21 protein-coding genes are annotated in these 20,908 nt (G+C 71.0%); 4 read left to right on the top strand and 17 right to left on the bottom strand.

What is annotated here, in order from left to right; genetic code table 11:
• Window positions 1-262, bottom strand: a 262-nt coding sequence (locus tag VHU88_01715; GenBank protein HEX3610380.1) for a shikimate kinase, incomplete at its 3' end; no start/stop codon positions are given.
• 95 nt (window positions 263-357) lie between these two features.
• Entirely contained in the window at window positions 358-1,539 is a 1,182-nt protein-coding gene (gene aroC / locus VHU88_01720; protein HEX3610381.1) for a chorismate synthase, read from the bottom strand.
• Between the two features lie 183 nt (window positions 1,540-1,722).
• Here aroC and VHU88_01725 point away from each other — a divergent pair, with 183 nt between their 5' ends.
• The gene (locus VHU88_01725) at window positions 1,723-2,892 is read left to right on the top strand and encodes an Ig-like domain-containing protein (protein HEX3610382.1); all 1,170 of its coding nucleotides are present in this window, start codon (window positions 1,723-1,725) and stop codon (window positions 2,890-2,892) included.
• A gap of 232 nt (window positions 2,893-3,124) precedes the next feature.
• Entirely contained in the window at window positions 3,125-4,285 is a 1,161-nt protein-coding gene (locus VHU88_01730) for an Ig-like domain-containing protein (protein ID HEX3610383.1), read from the top strand.
• Between the two features lie 18 nt (window positions 4,286-4,303).
• Here the strand turns inward: VHU88_01730 and VHU88_01735 are convergent, their stop codons facing one another.
• The 5 genes from VHU88_01735 to VHU88_01755 all read right to left on the bottom strand — a co-directional run bounded on the left by VHU88_01735 (window position 4,304) and on the right by VHU88_01755 (window position 10,147).
• The gene (locus tag VHU88_01735) at window positions 4,304-6,802 is read right to left on the bottom strand and encodes an Hsp70 family protein (protein ID HEX3610384.1); all 2,499 of its coding nucleotides are present in this window, start codon (window positions 6,800-6,802) and stop codon (window positions 4,304-4,306) included.
• Between the two features lie 96 nt (window positions 6,803-6,898).
• Entirely contained in the window at window positions 6,899-7,240 is a 342-nt protein-coding gene (locus VHU88_01740) for a hypothetical protein (protein HEX3610385.1), read from the bottom strand.
• A 1-nt stretch (window position 7,241) separates the two neighbouring features.
• Complete coding sequence (locus tag VHU88_01745) at window positions 7,242-8,804, bottom strand: hypothetical protein (GenBank protein ID HEX3610386.1); 1,563 nt, start codon at window positions 8,802-8,804, stop codon at window positions 7,242-7,244.
• Window positions 8,805-8,806: 2 nt separating this feature from the next.
• Complete coding sequence (locus VHU88_01750; protein HEX3610387.1) at window positions 8,807-9,211, bottom strand: hypothetical protein; 405 nt, start codon at window positions 9,209-9,211, stop codon at window positions 8,807-8,809.
• Window positions 9,212-9,352: 141 nt separating this feature from the next.
• Window positions 9,353-10,147, bottom strand: coding sequence for a methyltransferase (locus VHU88_01755; protein HEX3610388.1), 795 nt, complete (start codon window positions 10,145-10,147; stop codon window positions 9,353-9,355).
• A 208-nt stretch (window positions 10,148-10,355) separates the two neighbouring features.
• Here VHU88_01755 and VHU88_01760 point away from each other — a divergent pair, with 208 nt between their 5' ends.
• Window positions 10,356-10,571 (top strand): hypothetical protein, encoded by a 216-nt coding sequence (locus tag VHU88_01760; protein ID HEX3610389.1) that lies wholly within the window; start codon window positions 10,356-10,358, stop codon window positions 10,569-10,571.
• Between the two features lie 52 nt (window positions 10,572-10,623).
• On the opposite strand, the gene VHU88_01765 is transcribed toward VHU88_01760, so the two are convergent.
• The gene (locus tag VHU88_01765) at window positions 10,624-11,130 is read right to left on the bottom strand and encodes a PadR family transcriptional regulator (protein HEX3610390.1); all 507 of its coding nucleotides are present in this window, start codon (window positions 11,128-11,130) and stop codon (window positions 10,624-10,626) included.
• A 232-nt stretch (window positions 11,131-11,362) separates the two neighbouring features.
• Between VHU88_01765 and VHU88_01770 the strand changes: the two genes are divergently transcribed.
• Complete coding sequence (locus tag VHU88_01770) at window positions 11,363-11,575, top strand: hypothetical protein (GenBank protein ID HEX3610391.1); 213 nt, start codon at window positions 11,363-11,365, stop codon at window positions 11,573-11,575.
• Window positions 11,576-11,587: 12 nt separating this feature from the next.
• On the opposite strand, the gene VHU88_01775 is transcribed toward VHU88_01770, so the two are convergent.
• The 9 genes from VHU88_01775 to ppk2 all read right to left on the bottom strand — a co-directional run bounded on the left by VHU88_01775 (window position 11,588) and on the right by ppk2 (window position 20,902).
• Window positions 11,588-12,736 (bottom strand): MSMEG_0565 family glycosyltransferase, encoded by a 1,149-nt coding sequence (locus VHU88_01775; GenBank protein HEX3610392.1) that lies wholly within the window; start codon window positions 12,734-12,736, stop codon window positions 11,588-11,590.
• Entirely contained in the window at window positions 12,733-13,566 is an 834-nt protein-coding gene (locus VHU88_01780; protein HEX3610393.1) for a carbon-nitrogen hydrolase family protein, read from the bottom strand. The genes VHU88_01775 and VHU88_01780 overlap by 4 nt, the downstream gene beginning before the upstream one ends.
• Window positions 13,557-14,405, bottom strand: coding sequence for a carbon-nitrogen hydrolase family protein (locus VHU88_01785; GenBank protein ID HEX3610394.1), 849 nt, complete (start codon window positions 14,403-14,405; stop codon window positions 13,557-13,559). Before VHU88_01785 ends, VHU88_01780 begins: the two co-directional genes overlap by 10 nt.
• Window positions 14,393-15,853, bottom strand: a complete 1,461-nt coding sequence (locus VHU88_01790; GenBank protein ID HEX3610395.1) for an MSMEG_0567/sll0787 family protein — start codon at window positions 15,851-15,853, stop codon at window positions 14,393-14,395. The genes VHU88_01785 and VHU88_01790 overlap by 13 nt, the downstream gene beginning before the upstream one ends.
• A gap of 2 nt (window positions 15,854-15,855) precedes the next feature.
• Complete coding sequence (locus tag VHU88_01795; GenBank protein ID HEX3610396.1) at window positions 15,856-16,932, bottom strand: MSMEG_0568 family radical SAM protein; 1,077 nt, start codon at window positions 16,930-16,932, stop codon at window positions 15,856-15,858.
• A gap of 11 nt (window positions 16,933-16,943) precedes the next feature.
• A complete protein-coding gene (locus VHU88_01800; GenBank protein ID HEX3610397.1) occupies window positions 16,944-17,453 on the bottom strand; it encodes an MSMEG_0572/Sll0783 family nitrogen starvation response protein in 510 nt (169 codons plus the stop codon).
• Between the two features lie 38 nt (window positions 17,454-17,491).
• Window positions 17,492-18,337 (bottom strand): amidohydrolase family protein, encoded by an 846-nt coding sequence (locus VHU88_01805; GenBank protein ID HEX3610398.1) that lies wholly within the window; start codon window positions 18,335-18,337, stop codon window positions 17,492-17,494.
• Entirely contained in the window at window positions 18,338-19,690 is a 1,353-nt protein-coding gene (locus VHU88_01810) for an MSMEG_0569 family flavin-dependent oxidoreductase (protein HEX3610399.1), read from the bottom strand.
• A gap of 222 nt (window positions 19,691-19,912) precedes the next feature.
• On the bottom strand, window positions 19,913-20,902 hold the full coding sequence (gene ppk2, locus VHU88_01815; protein ID HEX3610400.1) for a polyphosphate kinase 2: 990 nt from the start codon (window positions 20,900-20,902) through the stop codon (window positions 19,913-19,915).
• Between the last annotated feature and the right edge of the window lie 6 nt (window positions 20,903-20,908).

The raw sequence follows: 20,908 nt of genomic DNA on the forward strand, positions 1-20,908 counted from the left end.
CCAGCAGCTGCCGGGCCCGTTCGTCGGCGACCGCGCCGCTGCCCAGCGCCACCACGCCCTGGTAGCGCAGTGCCCGCTCCACCACCGGGCGCTCGAGCGCCCGGAAGGCCGGCTCGCCGTCTTCGACGAAGATGTCGCCGACCGGCTTGCGGGCAACCGAGGCCACCTCGTCGTCGGTGTCCAGGAAGCCGACGCCGAGCCGGTCCGCGAGCAGCGGCCCGACCGTGGACTTGCCCGAGCCAGGCGGGCCTATCAAGATCACCGGAGCTGTGTTACGGCTGCTGTCAGAGGGGGCAGAGTCACTGGAGTTGCCGGAGGGGTGGCTGGCGGCGGGGCCCGGTCCAGCGGCTGGGACGCTCACGGCCGCTCCAGGGTGCTCAGGTAGCCGCGGACGTTGCGGCAGACCTCGGCCAGCGAGTCGCCGCCGAACTTCTCCGCCGCGGCGTCGGCCAGCACCAGCGCGACCATCGCCTCGGCGACCACGGCCGCGGCGGGCACCGCGCACGCATCCGAGCGCTGCGCGATCGCCTTGGCGGGCTCCAGCGTCGACACGTCGACGGTGTCCAACGCGCGGGGCACCGTGGAGATCGGTTTCATCGCCGCCCGCACCCGCAGCACCTCTCCGGTGCTCATGCCGCCCTCGGTGCCGCCGGAGCGGCCGGTGCGGCGGCGGATGCCGCCCTCGGCAGTCTCCATCTCGTCGTGCGCCGCCGATCCGCGGGTGGCGGCCAACTCGAACCCGTCGCCGACCTCGACGCCCTTGATCGCCTGGATGCCCATCAGCGCGGCGGCCAGCTTGGCGTCCAACCGCCGGTCCCAGTGGACGTGGCTGCCCAGGCCCGGCGGCAGGCCGTGCACGACAACCTCGACGACCCCACCGAGGGTGTCGCCGGCGTCCTTGGCCGCGTCGACCTCGGCAACCATCGCCCGCGACACCGCGGGGTCGAAGCAGCGAACCGGGTCGGCGTCGACCGCCTCGCCGGCTCCGCGGCCCGGCACTGGGCCACCCAGTGGGACGGCGACGGTGCCGATGCGGACCACATGACTGAGCACCACCGCGTCGAGCGCCTGGGCCAGGAACGCCTTGGCCACCGCACCCAGGGCGACCCGTGCCGCGGTCTCCCGGGCGCTGGCGCGCTCGAGCACCGGGCGGGCGTCGGCAAAGCCGTACTTCTGCATGCCGACGAGGTCGGCGTGGCCGGGCCGAGGTCGGGTCAACGGGGCGCTGCGGGCGATGCCGGCCAGTTCGTCCGGGTCGACCGGGTCGGCCGCCATCACGCGGTCCCACTTGGGCCACTCGGTGTTGCCGACCCGCACCGCGACCGGGCCGCCGAGGGTCTCGCCGTGGCGCACCCCACCGAGGAACTCGATCTCGTCCTGCTCGAACTTCATCCGAGCGCCCCGGCCGTAGCCCAACCGGCGTCGGGCCAGCTCCGCGCCGACCTCCTTGGTCGAGGTGCGCACGCCGGCAGGCAGCCCCTCCAGGATCGCCACCAGTGCCGGGCCGTGCGACTCACCGGCGGTCAACCAACGAAGCATTCGGACATTCTCCCATGTCGCGGGCATGGCACCGCCGACCCAGGGACGCCGGAGCCGGAAACCGGTAACGGTTGCTCAAACGGTCCGTATCAGCCCCTGACGGGCCTCGGGCGGCTGCCCATACTGACGGTCCAGAGGTCCCCGCACCGGTTGGCAGAGGCTCGGATCACCACGAACGATGCAGTGAGCAGGCGACGCGGCACGCTCGCCGCCCTCGGCGTGCTCGCGATCGCCCTCGCCGTCGGCGGCTGCGGCAAGGACTCCGCCGGAACCGTCGCGTCCGGCCCGAACCTGCCGATCACCATCACGCCGGCGGCCGACACCGCCGAGGTGATGCCGGACGCCCACGTGACGGTCAGCACCGGCGCTACCGCGCTCACCCATGTCGACGTCACCGACCCGGACGGCAACTACCTGTCCGGCTCGTTCACCGACGGACGCGTGCGCTGGAGTTCGACCACCCCGTTGGCCCCGGCCACCAAATACACCGTGTCGGTCGCCGCCATCGACTCCCGCGGCCGCACGGGGACCCGGACGAGCACCTTCCGGACCGCCGACATGGCCGGCACCCAGTCCCTGCTGGTCGACAACGTCCAGCCCGGCGACGGCGCCCAGGTCGGTATCGCGTACCCGCTGATCGTGAACTTCAACCACCAGGTCAAGGACCGCAAGGCGGTCACCGACGCGTTGGCCGTGGAGACCTTCCCCCACGTCGACGGCGCCTGGTTCTGGATCGACCCGGCCACCGTCGACTACCGGCCGGAGCACTTCTGGCCGGCGGGCACCTCGGTGTCGCTGCACGCGAGCCTCGCCGGGCTCGACGTGGGCAACAACATGTGGGGCACGAAGAACTACACCTCGCACTTCACGGTCGGGCGCGCTCAGGTCATCTATGCCGACGTGGCCGGCGACGAGATGCGGGTCGAGCGCGACGGCGACACCGTCGCCACGTTCTCGTTCTCCAGCGGCAAGCCCGGCTGGGAGACCCGCGACGGGATCAAGGTGATCTCCGAGCGGATCACCGACAAGACGTGGACCAACGACGCCATCGACGCCCCCGAGCATTTCGTCCTGCACTCGCAGTGGGCGATGCGGATGACCGACTCCGGCGAGTTCATCCACGACGCGCCGTGGAACGCCAGGCACATGGGTGCCGACAACGCCAGCCACGGCTGCATCGGACTGCTCACCGAGGACATGTCCTGGCTCTGGGACAACACCCTGATCGGCGACCCGGTGATCGTCACCGGCTCGCCGCGGCCCTACGTGGGGATCGACAACCGGATCCAGGACTGGAACGTCGACTGGGACAAGTGGATCGGGAACAATCTGGACCTCTCGGACCACGGCTGACGTTCCGCCCAACCTGCTCCGAACAGCCGGCGAGAACATTGCCCGCCGCTGCGTGTCGAGCGGAACCGCAGGGCCCTGACCTGCGTCAATGTTACGTATGCCAGACAATCACTGACGCGTCGATGGGGCGGCCGTGACCATGCGGAGATCGCCCGGCCCGCACGCAGCAGTGAGGATCTCGACGGGGGACGTCATCAACACACCGAGAGCCAACTCGGCCCGGCGGCGCCTGATGGCGCTCGCGGCCGTGGGCCCGCTGCTGCTGGCCGGCTGCGGCGCGAACCCCGCCGCGTCCGGCGCGTCCTCCGCGGCGGCCGAAGGTCCGCCGAAGGCCACGATCTCGATCACCCCGACCGACGGGACAGCGCAGTTGGCGCCCGGCATTGCGGTGACCGTGACCGCGGCCGCCGGCACTCTCTCCCACGTCGACCTGACCAACGGCAGCGGCACCTACCTGCCGGGCGATTTCAACGCCGACCACACCGAGTGGACTCCGACCGACAAGGTGGCCCCGGGCCAGACCTACTCGGTCGACGCCATCGCGACGAGCGCAGCCGGTGCGCCGACCGAGTCGAAGTCCTCGTTCACCACCGCGCCGGTGCCGACCGCCGACCGTCTGCAGGTGTCCTACGTGACCCCCAGCAACGGCGCGACCTTCGGCGTCGCGTACCCGTTGCGGGTCACGTTCAACAAGCCGGTGCACAACCGCCAGGCGGTCTCCGACGCCCTCGACGTCGAGACCTCCCCGCACGTCGACGGCTCCTGGTTCTGGATCAACACCACAACCGTCGACTACCGGCCGGAGGGCTTCTGGCCGTCGGGCACCGTGGTCAACCTGAACTCGAACTTGGCCGGCGTCGACGCCGGCAACGGCCTGTGGGGCGTGGCGAACACGACCTCGTCGTTCACGGTCGGGCGCAGCGAGGTCATCAACGTCAACCTCAAGACCGACAAGATGACCGTGGTCCGCGACGGCAAGACGATCGGCACGTACGACGTCTCGGGCGGCAAGCCCGGCTGGCAGACCCGCGACGGCATCATGACGATCATGGAGAAGGACACCGACAAGATCTGGACCAACACCGCGATCGACGCCCCGGAGCCGTACCACCTGGAGTCGAACTTCGCGATGCGGATCACCGACTCCGGCGAGTTCATCCACGACGCCCCGTGGAACGTCGGCAACATCACCTCGGGCGTCAACGCCAGCCACGGCTGCGTCGGCATGCTTACCTCGAACATGAAGACCCTGTTCGACGAGTCCATGGTCGGCGACGCGGTCATCGTGACCGGATCACCGCGGCCCTTCGGCGCACTGACCAACCAGATCTCGGACTGGAACGTCTCGTGGTCGTCCTGGCTGGGCGGGAACTACGACCTGTCCTACAGCTGACGCTGGGTCAGTTCTGCCTCAGTTGTCCTCGACGGTGCTGAACCAGGCCGGGTTCGTGGTCGGCCGGTCGCGCGGCAATCGCTTGCGTAGCAAGGCGTTCACCGCAGTCAGTTCGGCCGGGTCCTTGTGACTGATCGCGGTCCGGCCCCGGGCGATCAGCCGCTGGACCTCCTCGCTCTTGTTGCGTGCCAGAACCCGACGCAGGTCCTCGAACACCAGCGCCTCGAGCTTGCCGGTCCGCCGTAGCACCCGGGCCCCGATCTCCAGCAGCACGTCGGCCTGCCGCTTGAGCACTGCCCGGTCGCGGTTGGCCAAGGCCTGGGCGGCCACCGCATCGGCAGCGGCCAGGTCGGCCTTGTCGGACTCGGATCCGCCGGCGGTGACCTTGCGGGCCACCACCTCGCGCAGGTTGCGCACCCGCTCCATCAGTGCCGGTAGCGCGAGCGCGTCCTCGACGTCGTCGAGCAAGGTCTCGGCGTCGAGCAGCCTGGACTGGCAGGTCGCGCCCGCGACCGGGTCTACCTCGGCGGCCCGCAACAGCCGTCCGGCCTCCTCGAGCACCGCCTCGGCGTGCAACCGGTCCAGCGAGCGGGTGGCTTCGGGCACCGGTAGTTCGGCGACCCGGCGGCGCACCTCGTGGGCCCGGTCGGAGACCCGGCCCAGATGCTCCCGCAGTTCCGCCGCGGCCGGGGTCTGCGTGCGGCCGAGTTCTACGGTTATCTCGAAATCGGCATCGAGCACGGGCACGTAGGCCTCGGCGCGGACGGTGCGGGAGGCGTCGATCTCCACCGCGATCTCGATCTCACTGCCCACCGGGACGTCGCGCCGGACCTCGGTGGGGCGCACGTCCAGCCGCCCGATCAGGGTGTTGCGATCGGCCCGGGGTCGCTCCCCCTCGACCAGTGGGACGCGGATCAGGCCGGCGCCGGAGCCCTTCCGGACCTCCACGGTGGTGTGCAGGATGACCCGGTGCCGAGCCGGAAGTTCGGTGCCCTTCTCCAGCAACCAACGGACTTCCTTACCTGCCAGGCCGACCCCGACCGAGTGGGTGAGCACCGCCGCACCGCCCACCAGCGGCGCATGACGGTACATCAGATCCCTTGGCTCACAGGACAACTCAGTCCCACGCGGGTCGCGCAGGTCGATCCGATAGGTGTTCGTGGCCCGATGGGCGGCCCGCAACCGGGTGACGAACGTGCCGTCAGCGGCCAGTTCCACCCGTCCGGACCGCCACGGCGGACGTGCCGCCTCGTTGACGAACTCGACCGTGCACCCGGCCCAGTCCGCCGCCGGCGCCGAACCCAGCGCCCGGCCGCCGACCAACGGCTCGTCGTCGGTGCCTGCCGCGCGGTGCTCCAACGCCAGGTCGACGATCCCGGCCTGCCGCTGCCCGCTCGCCTTCCGCGGCTGTCGCTGGGTGCCGGCGAAGATCGCCGCGCCACGCGCGACAACCGTGATCGGATCCAGGCTGTGGTCCAGCGCGATGCCCAACCCTTCGCGCGGGTCGGCCAGCCGTTCCCGCAGCGCCGGGGACAGGGTCGCCCCGCCGACCAGCAGGACCCGCTCGATGTCGTCCGGACCCAGGCCCTTCTCGGCCAGCGCGCGCCGGCACAGATTCACCGAGCGGGTGTAGAGCGGATCGGTGAACGGTTCCAGGTCGGCCCGACGCACCTCGTGACAGAACTCGAACGGCCGGCCGTCGGCGTCGGTGAGTTCGGCCCGGACCTCGGTGACCTCACCGGCCGACAGCGCGATCTTCGCGCTCTCGGCGGCGTGCTTGAGCTTGGCGATATTGCCCGCCCACCGCCGGTTGGCCCGGCTGAGATCGACCAGGCCGTGTTCCTTCATGACCGCCGGCGCCAACAGTTCCTCCACCAGCGCCCAGTCGACGAGCTTGCCGCCGAGGAAGTTGTCGCCCGCGTGGTTGACGACGCCGAACTCACCGTCGCGCACGTTGATCACCGCGGCGTCGAACGTGCCGCCGCCGAAGTCGTAGACCAACCAGAACGCCCGGTGCTCGCCGGCGACGCCCGCGTAGGCCCAGGCCGCCGCGGTCGGTTCCTGGATCAGCGGCGCGTACTCCAACCCGGCCAGGTGCGCGGCCCGCCGGGTGGCGTCGCACTGGTCGAGTTCGAACGCGGCCGGGACCGTGATCACAGCCGCCGAGATCTGGTCGCCGGTGGCCCGGGTCACGTCGGCGCGCAGCGACTTGAGCACCTCGGCCGAGAGCTCCTCCGGCGTCATCCGCCGGTCGGCGGACTCGAAGTGCTTGAACTCGCCTGGGGTACCCATCTGCAGCTTGAACTCGCCGCAGGCGTTGGCCGGGTCGCGCTCGACGCGGCTCTTGGCCTCCTCCCCGACGTAGACGTTGCCGGACTCGGAGACGTAGACCGCCGAGGGCGTGAAGTCGCGTTGCCAGGTGTTGCGGACCACGGTCGCGTCGGAGCCACCGGCCAGCGCGATCGCGCTGTTCGTCGTGCCGAGGTCGATGCCGACGTCGATGGTTTCCGCGTTCATGCTGCGTTCATTATTCACGCGCCACCCGCGTATGAGAGTGCCCCGCCCGCGTATGAGAGTGCGCGCCCCGATCATCGATGAGCGAAGTGCGCACTCTCATACGCGGCGGCGGCCGGTCTTCTCCGGTCGAGCGACGATGACCTGGCCGATCTGCAGACGGCGGGTCCCCAGGTAGACGCAGGGCCGGACCGTCTCCAGCACCGTCTCCACCTCGACGTCCGGCTTCGGTTCGTAGGCGATGACCTCGAGTGCCTGCCCGGGGTCGAAGCGGGCGCCGTCGTGGTCCTGGACGGTCCACCCGACCCGGGCCAGAGCGTCGAGAGCGGCACGCAGGTGGCGGGCCGCCGCACGGCGGGCCGGGTCCTCGCCCGGGGAGTCGATCTTGCGTTGGGCCCGCCACAGGTTGGTGAGGACCTCGGTAAGCACTTCCTCGCTCACGTCACCCCTCCCGCGACCGCGGCCCGACCTGCTCGTCGAGCCAGCCCTCGATCGTGCGCCGCCGCTGGAGCCCCGCGCCCAGCAGCACGGCCTCCACCACCACAACCAGCCCGACCGCGAACACCCACCCGAGCAAGGCCGCCGCCAGCAGCACGGCGAGCAAAATCGGAACCTCGTACCGGGCGCGGCGGACCCACGGCGCCAGCGGCACCTTGGCGTAGACGAACTCCTCATCGGACAGGTACGCGGCCAACGGGTACACCGGGACCCAGAACACCGTCACGCACCGGGTCTCCACCCACGTCTCCTCGGCCCAGGCGCGGTGGCCGTACGGGCGCATCCCGCAGCCGAACCAGGTCGCCCGCACCGGCGACTGCGCCATCACGGCCCGGACGGCGCGCGGGTCGGCCAGCACCCGGTCCAGATCGGCGCGGCGGGCCGGGTCCGCCTGCCGCCGCCGCCACAGCCGCAACACCTCACCGGCGCCGTCCGCGTCCCCGGCCGAGCACCACGGCTCGACGACCGCCAGCACCGAGGCGTCCGACAGTTCCCGGGACTTGCGTTGAACGAGTTCCCGGGTCGAGGCGTCGCGGGCGAACCCGCTCGCCCGAGCCAGCAGTTCCAGCCCATCGGCCGGGGCGCCGCCGGAGTTCGTCCACGCGACCGAGGCCCGGGTCAGGGTGCCGGCGATCTCGTCGTGCAGGGCGTCGGCCAATGGGTCTTCGGGCAGGACCGCGTCGGCGACCCGCACCCGGGGCGCGATGTCGCGGACCAACCGATCAGCAACTGACGGTACGTCAGCAGGCTCCTCGGCAGCGACCCGGAGCAGTTCGGCGCAGCCGTCGGAGACCGCGCGCACGACCGGGGCGCAAGCCTCCCGCAGTGCCTCGGCCACCGCGGTGGCCGGGAACGGGGACTCGCGCAACGCCCGAAGATGGCGTGTCACCGCGGCGCCGTCGTCGGCAGTCGCCGCGGCCACCGCGAGCACCGCGTTCGGAGCCAGCACCCGACGCGGCAGGCGCTCGCGCAACGCGGCGACGGTCGCCGCGTCGACCCGCGGGTCGTCGAGGTCAACCGCGCGCCGCACCAGCAACGCTCCGAACTCGGGTTCGGCCAACGTCTTGGCCCAGGCGTCCAACGCGGCGCCCCACAGGCTCTCGTCCGCGGCGCCCCGGCCGGCGGCCTCGGCTGCCAGCGCCCGGCAGTGGGCGCCGACGGCGGCGTCATGGGAAGCGAGACCGGACAGCCAGAACGCCTCGTGCACCAGCCTGGTCACCGGGGCCGCCATCGCCTCGAAGGCGGCCTTGAACTGCTCCGGCTCCGGCGTCTGTTCCGGGGCGAGGTCACCGAACCGGCTCGGCGTCGCGGTGCTCAGCCGGTCGGCCATCTCGACCTCCTCGCGCCGGCGCCGGATCGCGGTGGCGCCTACGTCGGCGGCCAGCCCGCTGATCCGGAACATGTTCGCGGAGTAGGTGCTCAGCACCGGCAGTCGACGCAGCGCCGCGTCGACGTCGCGTCCGGCTTCCCGCGCGTACCCGTCGTCCCCCGTCGTTCCGGCGAGCACCGTCAGTCCAGCACGGCCAGCACGCCGGCGGCGGTCGCTCCGAGCGCGAGCCCGAGGGTCAGCCAACGACGACCGCGCGGCAGCGAACTCCACCCGCGCACGGTCGCGACCATGTCGACACCGTCGGCGAATGCGCCGAGCGCCACGGCGGTGCGGGCCGGGGCACGACGACTGCCGCCGCTGATCGCCTGCAACGCCAAAACACCCAGGGCGACGTCTCGACCGCCGAGGGCCCGGGCGAGGACCTGCTGCGGAGGTCCGGCCGCCGGCTCCGCACCGATCCAGGTCGAGAGCAGCAGTCGCGGGGCCGCCAGCGCACCGAGGCCGATGCCGATCCGGCCGGCCGCGACCACGGCACCGAGCGAGTGTCGCGCCGCCGGGTAGGGCAGTCCCTTGTCGTGTGCCACAGGGCCAAGCATGCCGTAGCGCCCGGCGCCGGCCCCGACGGCTGATGAGCACAGCCGCAACGGCAGTGGCGGTTCCCGGCGCGCAGGTGACCACACGCGCCACAACGTTGATCGCTGGTGGCCGTCGGATGCAGATCTCGATCAGGCGGTGGGTTTCCGCGCGACCAGGTGGAACACGCGGCTGAGCTGACGGTACGGATCTCGGCGGCTTGCCTCGAGTTCGACCGCGGCGATGGCCGCAACCTGCTCGGAATCGGTGGGGTCCAGCTCCGTCCCGCCGAACCCGAGCCAGTCGACGAACAACCAGACGCCGTACCAGCGCACGGGTTCCACCCCCCCGGCCTGCATCAGCGCGCCGATCTCCGCGACGGTGTCGGCCCGCCCCGGCACCCCCAGCACACCGATCTCGGTCCTGGAGTCGAACGAGGCCAACGCGTCAACCCAGCGCTGTTCCAGGGCCGGACGCACCGCGGCGGCATCGGCATTGCCGGTCATCACCGAGACCAAGCCGCCGGGCGCGACGCACCGGCACAACTGATCGATCATCGCGGCGGGCGAGTCGAGATAGCCGAGTACGCCGTGGCACAGCACGGCGTCGAACTGTCTGCCGGCCACCGCGTCGGCGGCCTGCTCGCCCGGACCCTCGAGCAAGTTCACCCGCGCTCGAGCCTCGACCGGCAGCAGCACCAGTCGCTGGCGGGCCTTGTCCAGCATCGCCGGGGACCGGTCGATCAGGGTCACCTCGTACCCGGCCTGTGCCAACGGGAACGACTGGTGCCCGGCGCCGCCGCCGACATCGAGCACGGCCACCGGCGGCGCCGGGAGATGTTCAACCAGGTGCTGGTGCATCACGAAGGTGCGCACCAGCCCTTTGACCGTCGAGTAAGCACCGTCTGCGAATCGGTCGACCAGGCTCGCCCAGATGTCCTCGGCCACCGCGCCAAGCTACCAAGCGCGAACCACGCGGAATTCCGCCGCCGAGCGAGGTTCCGGTGCTTCGGGGTGATTTGTCGAAGTTCGCCGCGCGGCACGGGAGCACTGGTTACGATCGTGGAAGTTCCTCGGTGATGCGGGACTTTCGCGCCGGCCGCCGCCGGCGCCCAGCTGTGAAGCGCTCAAAGCCCGCCAACTGTGAGGTCCGATCATGGACGACTTCGAGCCCACCTCGGCTTTCGTGCTCAGCGCGGGCGACCGCGCGCACCTGGCTGCCGCATCCCGCGAGCCCGCCCATCAGGCGGCGCTGCGCCGGCGTATCCAGGATCAGCAGATCTCGACCAACGCCTTGTTGGACAGGACCGCCCGCAATTTCCACGCCCGACTGGCCTTTCCGCGCCCCCGGGCAGCCGGCGGAGTTACCTGACGCTCAATCAGTTGAGTGGGCGGTCAGTGTCAGGCCCGCCTCCCGGCGCGGTTCACTCAGCCGCGAGCAGCTGGTACAGCGCCCGGCGGGTTGCCTGGAGGATCTCCAGGGCCTGCTCCTCGTGGGACGGCGTGCCGGCCGCGGCGACCTGCCTGACGGCTAGGTGGAGTTGTTCCAGGGCCTCTCGCAGCGCCCGGTTGTGGCCGCCACGCCCGTCCGGGCGACTCAGCCCGCCGAGTGCATGCTCGTCGGCCTGCGCGCGGCCCTCGTCGGTCAGTTCGTACACCTTGCGGCCTTCGTTCTCCGCGGACCGGACCAATCCCTGTTCCTCGAGCATCTGCAGGCTCGGGTAGACCGAGCCCGGGCTCGGGCGCCAGCGACCGTCGCTGGTGTCCTCGAGCCGTTGCATCAACTCGTACCCGTGGCCCGGGCCGGTCAGCAGCGCGGCCAGCAGCAGGTTGCGGACATCGCCGCGGCCCATCCGGCCGCCGCCCGGGCGTCCGCGGCCCCGGGGTCCACCTGGGCCGCGTCCGCGGCCCTCGTCGTGCATGGGTCTCATCCGTGCCATTCCTCTCGTTTGTATCGGCTTGGATGGTTGTACTCTAGCGATATATCGTTAGCGTGTCAAGATACTTCTGCGACTGGTTCTCGACAGCTCGCTACTTGCAACGGAACCGGGATTTCACGCCGGGGAAGCAATCCCGAAACGCCCGTGGTGCAGGATCACCGCAGCGACGCCCGTGTCCGTCGGATCCCACCGGCCGGACGGTCCCGCCCAGGGGGGAACACTCATGCATTCCGCGACACCGTTCAGCCTCAGCGAGCGGTGGTGGCTCCTGTCCGACAATGTGGAACAGATGCGCGCCGCCGGGCTCACCAGCGCCGAGATCGCCAGCTTCACCGGAGCAACCCCGAGCCAGATCGACGGCGTTACCCGGCACACCGAACACCTGCGCGACGAACTCGAACGTGCCGTGCGAGGAACCGGACCGCAGAGACCCTGAGTCGCCGTTGCCTCAGGCGGATCGGTGGCCCCGCGGTCCGGCGGCTGCCCGCAGCAGGTGGTACAGCTCCAAGTGGGCTGCCGCGGCTGCGTCCCAGGTGTACGAGCGAGCCAAGTCCCGCCCCGCCGCCTGCCGGGCTGCGTCCGGTCGGTCGATCGCCTCGGCCAACCCCCGGGCCAGGCCCTCCGGTGAGTCCGCCAAGATCGCGACATCGCCGAAGAGGGCCCGGAAGACCGGCAGGTCCGAAGTGACCAGAGGTACACCGGCCGCCAGCGCTTCCAGGGCGGCCATCCCGAATCCCTCTTTGGCGGAGGGAAACGCGAAGGCCTCCGCGGCGGCCACGAGACCGGGCAACTCCTGATCGGCAACCGGGCCAAGCACGATCGGGTCCAGCCCCAGCTCCTTGGCCCGAGCTTCCCAGCCTGCCCGATAGTCGCGATAGTCGAAGAGCGTCTCCCCGCCCGCGATGACCAGTCGTAGCCCCGGTCTGACCCGCCGCAGCAGGGCCATTGCCTCGAGCAGTTCGATCGAACCCTTGCGGGGCTCGATTCCACCCACCGTCAGCACGTAGCGGCCGAGCCTGCGACGCCAGGCCTCGCGGATCGCGAGTGCCGCCGGACCAGGTGCGCCGGCTCGGGCGAAGCGCTCCGCGTCGACCCCGTTCGGGATCACGACGGCCGCGATCCCCCAGCCTTCGGCCAATTCGTCGGCCACCGACTGCGAGACGCACACATGCGCCTTGGGTCGAGTGATCGCCCGTTCGTGGCATTCCACCAACTCGGGCGTGGTGAAGTGGTCCAGGTGGTGCACGGTCCGGATGCACTCGACGACCGCGTTGGCCGTTATGCAGTCCTGGGCGTGCACAACGTCGTAGCCGTCCCGGAAGGCCGTGGCCAACGCCTCTATGGATCGCCGGACGCGCGTCCCGAGCGGCTCACCGTCGAGGTCCGCAACTGGCACCAGCCGCACCTCGACCGCAGGGTGGACCGGTCGGAAGAACCCGCTGTCGCCTCCGCGAGCCAGGGTCCACACCGTCACGTCCTGCCCGGCCCGCGCCAGCGCCTCGGCCAACGCCAGCGTGTGCACGACACCACCGCGGGGCCGGGTGGAGTAGGTGAGCAGGGCGATGGACAGTCGCGCGACCGCCGGCGCAGGGCTCACGAGTCGTTCCGGTACGCGGCGGGGCGCCGCTCCTTGAGATGGTTCAACATCCGCCGCGCCTGTTCGACGGAGGTGGCCACGTCCACCTGAGCCAGTGCCAGTCCGGCCTTGCCCCAGGTCCGAGCAAGGATCTCGCCCGCCGGCGAGACCACCTTGGCCTGGCCGAGGAACCGCATCCGGCCCATCGCCCCGGTCTGATTGGCCGACGCGAGAACGATCTGGTTCTCGGCGGCGCGGGAACGGTCGTAGAGGTCGAACAGTTGCGACTGCCGGTCCTCCGACATCCGTGGCGCCCGATTGGTGATGCTGGTCGGCCACGCGGACAGACATGCGATCAGGTCAGCTCCGTCCAGAGCCAGCGCTCGCGCCGACTCCGGGAAGGTCTTGTCGTAGTCGATCAGCATCCCCATCCGGCCGATCGGGGTGTCGAAGGCGGCGAATCCCTCCCCGGCCGAGTAGACGGCGCTCTCCCCCGCCGGCAGGTGCACCTTGCGGTGCCGACCGAGCACCCCGTCGCCGGACACGCAGATCGCGCTGTTCCAGCGCAGGCCGCCGGCCGCCTCGCAGTAACCGACGCAGACCACCGTCGGTCCGGCCAGCCGCGCCACCTCGGCCAGCACCGGGTGGTCGGGCTCCAGGGCCGGCGGCACCGAATCGGGATCCGGGTCGGCCAGATCGCCGAGGTAGCCACCGAGCGCGGCGTCGGGCAGCACCACGAGGTCGGCGCCCGCGCCGCGGGCGTGCTCGACGATCGTGGTGATCCGCGCCAGGGCGGCGTCCAGGTCGCGGCCGAATGCGGCGGCGACCGCGGCTATCCCGATCAGGCCCACACCACGGGCCGCTCGACGGGCAGCGAGTACGCCTCGGGACGCCGGTCTCGCAGATGTCCCATCGCCCGCCGGGCGGCGGTGACCGCCTCGGTGACGTCGATCGTGGCGACCGCCGTGCCGGCCTCGACGCCGGTCTCGGCCAGGACCTCACCACCCGGGTCGACGATCTTGGCGTTGCCCACGAACCGCAGCCGACCGAACTCACCGGCCTGGTTGGCCGAGACCCATACGACCTGGTTCTCCAGCGCGCGAGCCTGGTCGAAGATGTCGAACCGGTGCTTCCATCGGTCGTCCTCGACACGCGGTGCCGGGTTGGTGCTGGCGGCGGGCCAGGCGGACATGCACACGATGATCTCGGCTCCGTCCAGGGCCAGGGTCCGCGCGGACTCCGGGAATGCCTTGTCGTAGCAGATCATCATGCCCATGCGCCCGATCGGGGTGTCGAACGCGGCGAAGTTCTCGCCCCGGGCGTAGGTGGCGTCCTCGCGCAACGGTTGGTGAACCTTGCGATGCACGGCGAGCACTCCGTCGCCGCAAACCGCGGCGGCGCTGTTGTAATGGGCCGCGCCGGCGGCCTCGCAGAAGCCGAACGTCACCACCATGTCCCCGGCCAGCTCCACGATGCGCCGGATCGTCGGGTCGTCCAACGTGAACGCCGGCGGCGGGGGCTGGCTGCCGCCCAGGTCGGCGAGGTAGCCACCCAACGCAGCCTCGGGCAACGCGAGCAGTTGCACGCGCCGCGACCGGGCCGCCTCGACCAGGCCTTCGATCCGTCGCAGGCAGGCTTCCAGGTCGCGGTCGAAGTTCTCGGCCACGGCCGCGATCGTCAGCTCGGCCACGACGGGCTCCCCATCTGGCCGGTGCCGCCGGACGGTCCCAGCCCGGTCACGCCGGACTCGATCGCGACGGTGCATTCCCCGTCGGGCCAACGCAACTGGACGCCGGAGCCGGCGGTCAGGTGTCCGACCTCGGTGGACTTCGCCGGGCCTGCGTCCGGCATCGGTCGGCGGGGTTCGTCGGTGGTCAACATGCCGAAGCCGGGGAAGCAGGTGAACCAGTCCCCGACGCTTGCCGCGGCCGGCCGTGGGACGTTCGCCACGTCGAGCACCGCGGCGACGCCGGAGGCCTCGGCGAGCATTCCCAGGGTGCCGACCAGACCGGCCATCGAGACGTCCTTGGCGGCCGCCGGTGCCGCGGCCGCGACCGAACCGAGCATGGCCTGCAGTTGCGGCCGCGAGCGGCCACTGGTCGAGTCCCACTGCCGGCCCACGTAGCCGGGGCGCCAACTGCCGGCCGTGTCGACGGTGAGGCACACCCGATGACCCGGCTGACCGCCACCGCCGGGAACCGGCCGCTCGGCACGGCCCAGGGCGGTCACGGCCAACGAACCCGGGACCCCCAGGGTCGTGTGCCCGCCGAGCACCGGGACGCCGTACCGGTCGGACGCCGCACGCAGCCCGGAGAGCACCGCCGCGGCTGTGGCGGCGTCCGGAGCACCGAGGGCGTCGAGCAGGCCGACCGGAGCCGCGCCCATCGCGGCGAGGTCGTTGAGGTTGACCAGGACCGAGCACCAACCGGCCCACTGCGGGTCGCGCTCGACCATCGTGGGCAGGATCGCGTCGCAGGCCGCGACCAGGTCACTGCCTGGAACCGGTGCCCCGTCGTCGCCGAGGAAGCCCGCTCCGCCGGGGCGGATCGCGGCCAGCAGCGCGCCGAGCGGGGCTTTGGTCGCCCGCGCCAACGCGGCGATCCGGTCGTCGCGGTGGCGCATCCGGGCGTGGCCCGGCCGCAGCGGCCCGGCCGCCGGCACGACCTGCCAGCCCAGGCGCTGGAAGAAGCGCTGGTTCTGGATCTGCACATCGGCCTCGAAGCGCAGGACCCCGACGGCCGCGGCGTGCCGGCAGGCCGCCTTGACCAGATCGGCCCCGACACCGACCGGCCCACCCGGCCGCGCGACCAACCGGCCGCCGTGCCACCACCCCAGATCGACGTCCGGGGTGACCGGCCCGAGTCGGACCCCGCCGAGCACTTCGCCGTCGTCGGCTCGGGCCAGCAGGACGACCGTGCGTGGGTCGAGGTCGACATCATCGATGTCGTCGCGCTCGAACAGCCTTTGCCGGTCGACGAAAACCGCGCGGCGCAGCAGGTGATAGGCCGTCACATCGGCCCGGTCGCGGGCCCGTTCGAGCGTCCAGGTCGGGCCCGGCCGACGGCGCGGGGCAGGCGCCCCGGCGATCACCCGTCCGTCGCACTCGACGGAGGAGTCCCGGAAGGTGACGCGGTACATGATCAGGCTCCCGCCGTCGACAGCACTGAACAGGCCCCGCAGGCCGCGCAACCGGCCTGCTGGTCAGCACCGGTCATCCCGGCAGACCGCAGGAGCTCCGCGACCGCGGCGGTGACCCGGGCGAGGAGTTCCGCGGTCGGCGCCCGAGCCCCGTCGGCGTGCGCCAACGTCCCGGCCATCGGGCGCAGCGGGACGACGAAGGGGTAGACGCCGAGTTCGATCAGGCGCGCCGCACCGGCGACCATCTCCTCGGGATCCTCACCCAGTCCGACCAACAGATAGGTCGACACCCGGTTGCGGCCGAAGACCCGCACGGCCTCCGTCCACGCCGCCTCGTACTCGGCCATCGGGACCGAGCCCTTGCCGGGCATCCACCGGGCCCGAACGCCGTCGTCCAGCGACTCGACGTGGATGCCGATCGAGGTTGCGCCGGCGTCCTTCAGTTCGGTCAGCACGCCGAGATCACCCGGAGGCTCGATCTGCACCTGGATCGGCAGTCCCGGCACGGCCTCCAGAACCGCGCGGACGCAGCGGACCAGGTTGCGCGCCCCGCGATCCGGGCCGGCGGTGGTCCCGGTGGTCATGACCATCTGCTTGATGCCGTCCAACCGCACGGCAGCCTGCGCCACCTCGGCCAGCTGCGCCGGCGTCTTGGCGGCGATCGTCGCCTGCGTCCGCAGCGACTCCTCGATGGCGCAGAACCGGCAGCGTTGGTCCTCGGCGTAGCGGATGCAGGTCTGCACGACGGTGGTGGCCAGCACGTCCCGGCCGTGCAGCAGGGCGATCTTGCGGTACGGGATCCCGTCCGCGGTGGCCAGGTCGTAGAACTTGGGCCGGCGCACCGGTTCCAGGCTCAGGCCCAGACTTCGCAACCCGCTGCCCGTGCGCTCCAGGACCTCTCCGTCGTGCAGCAGGTAAGGACTGTTCGGGTTGCGCGGCACCGCGGCGTTGGCACCGGCGATGGTGAAGTGGCCGTCGTCGGCCGGGCCGGCACCGGCGCCCCGACGTACGGGCACCGCGCCGTCGACCCCCTCCACGGCAAGCCTCGCCCGAATCTCCAGCTCGGTGCCAACGCTCACGGTCCTCATCGTCAGAACATGTAGGTGGAGTTGATGATCGCGCCCTTGCGGGCGTAGTGGATCAGCGCATCCTGGACGTCCAACGGGTGCGTGGGGATCACGCCCTCGATGAGGTCCTCCTCGCGGGCGCCGTGCAGCGACAGCCCGAAACGGCAGCAGTAGACCTTGCCGCCCTCGGAGATGAACGTCTTCAGCGAGTCGTTGATGTTGTGCTCACCGGGGAACGCGGAGTTGCCGGTGGTCGGGAACCCACGCGTGGCCAGGCAGTTCAGCGAACCGGGACCGTAGAAGTAGATCGCGGACTCGAAGCCCTTCCGTTGCGCGCGGGTGGCCTGCAGGATCGCCACGAAACTGACCGAGGACTCGTGCGCGATCCCGTGCACCAGGGTGAAGTACGTCTCGCCGTTCTCGGCCTGGTAGTCCGGGAAGACCTTGGTCGAACCGTAGATACTCGACCCCTCCTGCAGCGCGGGGTGCGGGATCTCGTCGAGGCTGATCTTCTCGGTGTCGGTCAATGTCATCGTGCGATTCCTTCCGATAGTCGGTTTCTGACCCAGCCTCAGGAGTAGAGGCGGTCGAAGTTGTCGCGGAACACGGCCCGGGCCAACTCGCCGTCGCCCACGGCGGCCCGCAGCCGGGCATACTCGCCCTCCAGGTCGCCCCAGGGTTGGTCGCTGGCGAACAGGACCCGGTCGGCGCCGATGCCCCGGCGGTCGATCTCGGCCGCCAACCAGCGGGGCGCGAAGCCGATCGCCCAGGACATGTCGGTGTAGACCCGTTTCCCGGCGTCGATCCAGTCGAAGAACCGGGAGCCCACCAGTTTGATGTGGCCGCTCATGCCGCCGCCGAAGTGCACCAGGTGCAGGTCGACGGCGTCGGCGTAGCGTTCGACCAACGCACCGACCCGGTCGATGTCCGAGGCCGCACCAGGCGAGGTGTGCACGTGGACCACCAGGCCGTGCGCGCGGGCGACGTCGAAGATCGCGTCCAACCCGGGTCGGCAGGCCGGGTCGTCCGGTGCTCCGCCGAGCAGGAAGCTCATCTTCAGGGCCCGCACCCCGAGTTCCCCGGCGTTGGTAAGGGTTTTCGCGGTCATCTCCGCGTCGTCCGGCTTGGGCGAGACCCACAGGGCCGCGCGCACCCGGTCGTCGGCGGCGGCCGCCTCCAGCACCAACGGGTTGAACGAGAAGGCCAGCGCGGCATCCGGTACGCCGTAGTTGGGCATGACCAGCGCCCGCTCGACGCCCTGGAAGTCCAGGTCCGCGACCAGGTCGGCGATCGTGGCCCGGGCGGTGGTGTCCGGGTTGACCGGCGGCCCGCCGTAGAACGGGTAGGCCGGGAGCACGCCCAGGTGCCGGTGCGCATCGCGCAGCCCCGACCCCGGCGCACCGACGACAGAGGTCATTCAGGCCACCGTCCGCGGCGCGACCCAGTCCTCGTCGGCGTCCGCGGCGAACCGCGTGGGCGGACCGGTGATCCACCGAACGGCGGTGCCGACGCCGCTGTGCTTCATCTCCTCGATCCGCGTCGCGAGGTGCAGGGCGTCCTCACCCACCCCGCAGAACCGACCGGAGCCCCAGGTCCACTGCCAGGGCAGACCGAGGAAGTAGAGCCCCGGGCAACTGGTCACCCCGCGCCGATGCGCCGGATAGCCACGTCCGTCGAACACGGCCACCTCGATCCAGCGGTCGTCGCGGCCGAAGCCGGTGCTCCAGATGACCGAGGAGATTCCCGTGGCCTCCAGGTCCACCTCCGCGATGTCGTCGTCCGGCTGCCAGACCGGGACGTACCGCGCCTCCGGGGCGACGCCCAGGCCGCGCGCGGCGATCCAGGCGTCGATCGAGTCCTTGATCGACTCGGAGACCGAGTCCGCGTGGTCGAGGTTCGAGCGCAGCTCGGTGCCGAACGTGGCCGTCGGGCCACCCTTCGGGCCGGCGGGCTCGATGTCCTGCAGCCGTCCGTAGAGCCGCATCCCCTCGCGGGCGAAGGCGCGCAGGTCGATGTCTCGTCCGCCGTCGCGGCCGGTCACGTAGTGGTTCACCCGGAACCGGATGGCGTCCGCGTCGTCGAACTCCTCGATCGTCTTGGCGTAGTAGCCCATGTCCGCCAGCCAGTCGACGACGTCGCGGCCGCGGTAGCGCCGTGCCACCCGGGGCGCGGTGCCGGTCGCCAGGTGAACCTGACGCCCACTCAGATGCAGGTCCTCGGCGATCTGGCAGCCGGACTGGCCGGTCCCGACGACCAGAACCTCGCCGTCCGGCAGCAGGTCCGGGTTGCGGTACTGGCTGGAGTGCAGCGACATCACCGAACCGGCCAGGCGTTCGGCAGCGCGCGGTACCCGTGGCACCTGGTACGGCCCGGTTGCCACGACGACCTGGTCGGCGGTCAACGTCCCGGCCGAGGTGCACAGCTCGAAGCCGTCGTCGCCGTGCCGCCGCAACCGGCTCACCGAGACGCCCTCACGCACCCGGGGCCCCAGTGAATCGGCGTAACCGCTGAGGTAGTCGACGATCTGGTCGCGCACCATGAAGCCGTGCGGATCGTCGCCCGGGTAGGGAAAATCCGGCAGGTCGCATTGCCAGTTCGGCGTCACCAGGCAGAATGTGTCCCAGCGTCGAGTGCTCCACTCGTGAGCGACCCGGTGGCGTTCCAGCACCAGATGGTCGATCCCACGGCGGAGCAGGGCGGCGCTCATCGCCAGACCGGCCTGACCGCCGCCGACCACGACCACGGTGTGATGCGAACCATCGATCGACATGACGGAAGTCAAGCCGGCCGCAATTTCGCCGTGATTACTTCCGGAACGCTGCTGCGTTCCAGCCTTCGCACTTCGGGGACAACGGCGCGGACGAGTGAAACCGCACTCCGACCTCAGCGGTGACGGTGTCTCAGAGACCTTCCGACCCGTGCCTGCGGAGCCGGCTGTGCGAAATCAGTCGGCTGTCGGAAACAATCCAGGTGCCGTGGGAGGTCGGGACGTTCAGCTCCGGCCGGAGGGCACCACCAGGTGGTGCAGCGACCCGTCGTGCTCCTCCTCGGCCTCGGGCACCTCGTGGCCGCGCCCGATGATGCGCGGGTCCGGCTCGCCGACGATCACCAGATCCTTGTCCGGGTAGTCGAAGCGGGACAGCACGTGGCGCATCGCCTCCACCCGGGCGCGACGCTTGTCGTTGCTCTTGACGACCGTCCACGGGGCCTCGGCGGTGTCGGTGTGCAGGAAGATCGCCTGCTTCGCGTCCGTGTACACGTCCCACTTGTCCAGCGAGGCCAGGTCCATCGGCGAGAGCTTCCACTGCCGGACCGGGTCGATCTGCCGGATCAGGAACCGGGTCCGCTGCTCGTTGCGGGAGACCGAGAACCAGAACTTCACCACGTCGATCCCCGACCGGATCCACATGAGTTCCAGCTCCGGGACCTGCCGCATGAACTCCTGGTACTCCTCCGGGCCGGCGAAGCCCATGACGCGTTCGACGCCCGCGCGGTTGTACCAGGATCGGTCGAACAGCACGATCTCCCCGGCCGCCGGAAAGTGGTGGATGTAGCGCTGGAAGTACCACTGCGTGCGCTCGCGCTCGGTGGGCTTCTCCAGCGCCACGACCCGGGCCCCGCGCGGGTTCAGGTGCTCCGTGAACCGCTTGATCGTGCCGCCTTTGCCCGCCGCGTCGCGGCCCTCGAAGGCGATCACCAACCGACGACCCGACTGCTTGATCCACGACTGGAGCTTGAGCAACTCGATCTGCAGCAGCCGCTTGCTGTGCTCGTACTGGTGCCGGCTCATCCGCTCGGCGTAGGGGTAGCCCTCCCGCCAGGTGTCCACGACGCTGCCGTCCCGGCAGAGCAGCAGGGGTTCGCCGTCCTCGTCGTACTCCACGTGCAGGTCGTCCGGGTGCTGGCCGAGCGCGTCCGGGAGGTCGGCCAACTGGGCCGGCAGGACCAGTCGGGCGTGGCTGTGGGTTCGCGTCTCGGGCATGTTCCC

Source organism: Sporichthyaceae bacterium (genome assembly GCA_036269075.1).
Taxonomy (GTDB): Bacteria; Actinomycetota; Actinomycetes; order Sporichthyales; family Sporichthyaceae; genus DASQPJ01.

What these genes read in the sequence shown, in the direction of transcription:
- VHU88_01810 (HEX3610399.1), bottom strand. Translation starts at nt 19,690, where the DNA reads ATGTCGATCGATGGTTCGCATCACACCGTGGTCGTGGTCGGCGGCGGT.
- VHU88_01770 (HEX3610391.1), top strand. Translation starts at nt 11,363, where the DNA reads ATGCATTCCGCGACACCGTTCAGCCTCAGCGAGCGGTGGTGGCTCCTG.
- aroC (HEX3610381.1), bottom strand. Translation starts at nt 1,539, where the DNA reads ATGCTTCGTTGGTTGACCGCCGGTGAGTCGCACGGCCCGGCACTGGTG.
- VHU88_01735 (HEX3610384.1), bottom strand. Translation starts at nt 6,802, where the DNA reads ATGAACGCGGAAACCATCGACGTCGGCATCGACCTCGGCACGACGAAC.
- VHU88_01790 (HEX3610395.1), bottom strand. Translation starts at nt 15,853, where the DNA reads ATGTACCGCGTCACCTTCCGGGACTCCTCCGTCGAGTGCGACGGACGG.
- VHU88_01805 (HEX3610398.1), bottom strand. Translation starts at nt 18,337, where the DNA reads ATGACCTCTGTCGTCGGTGCGCCGGGGTCGGGGCTGCGCGATGCGCAC.
- VHU88_01800 (HEX3610397.1), bottom strand. Translation starts at nt 17,453, where the DNA reads ATGACATTGACCGACACCGAGAAGATCAGCCTCGACGAGATCCCGCAC.
- ppk2 (HEX3610400.1), bottom strand. Translation starts at nt 20,902, where the DNA reads ATGCCCGAGACGCGAACCCACAGCCACGCCCGACTGGTCCTGCCGGCC.
- VHU88_01765 (HEX3610390.1), bottom strand. Translation starts at nt 11,130, where the DNA reads ATGAGACCCATGCACGACGAGGGCCGCGGACGCGGCCCAGGTGGACCC.
- VHU88_01760 (HEX3610389.1), top strand. Translation starts at nt 10,356, where the DNA reads ATGGACGACTTCGAGCCCACCTCGGCTTTCGTGCTCAGCGCGGGCGAC.
- VHU88_01730 (HEX3610383.1), top strand. Translation starts at nt 3,125, where the DNA reads ATGGCGCTCGCGGCCGTGGGCCCGCTGCTGCTGGCCGGCTGCGGCGCG.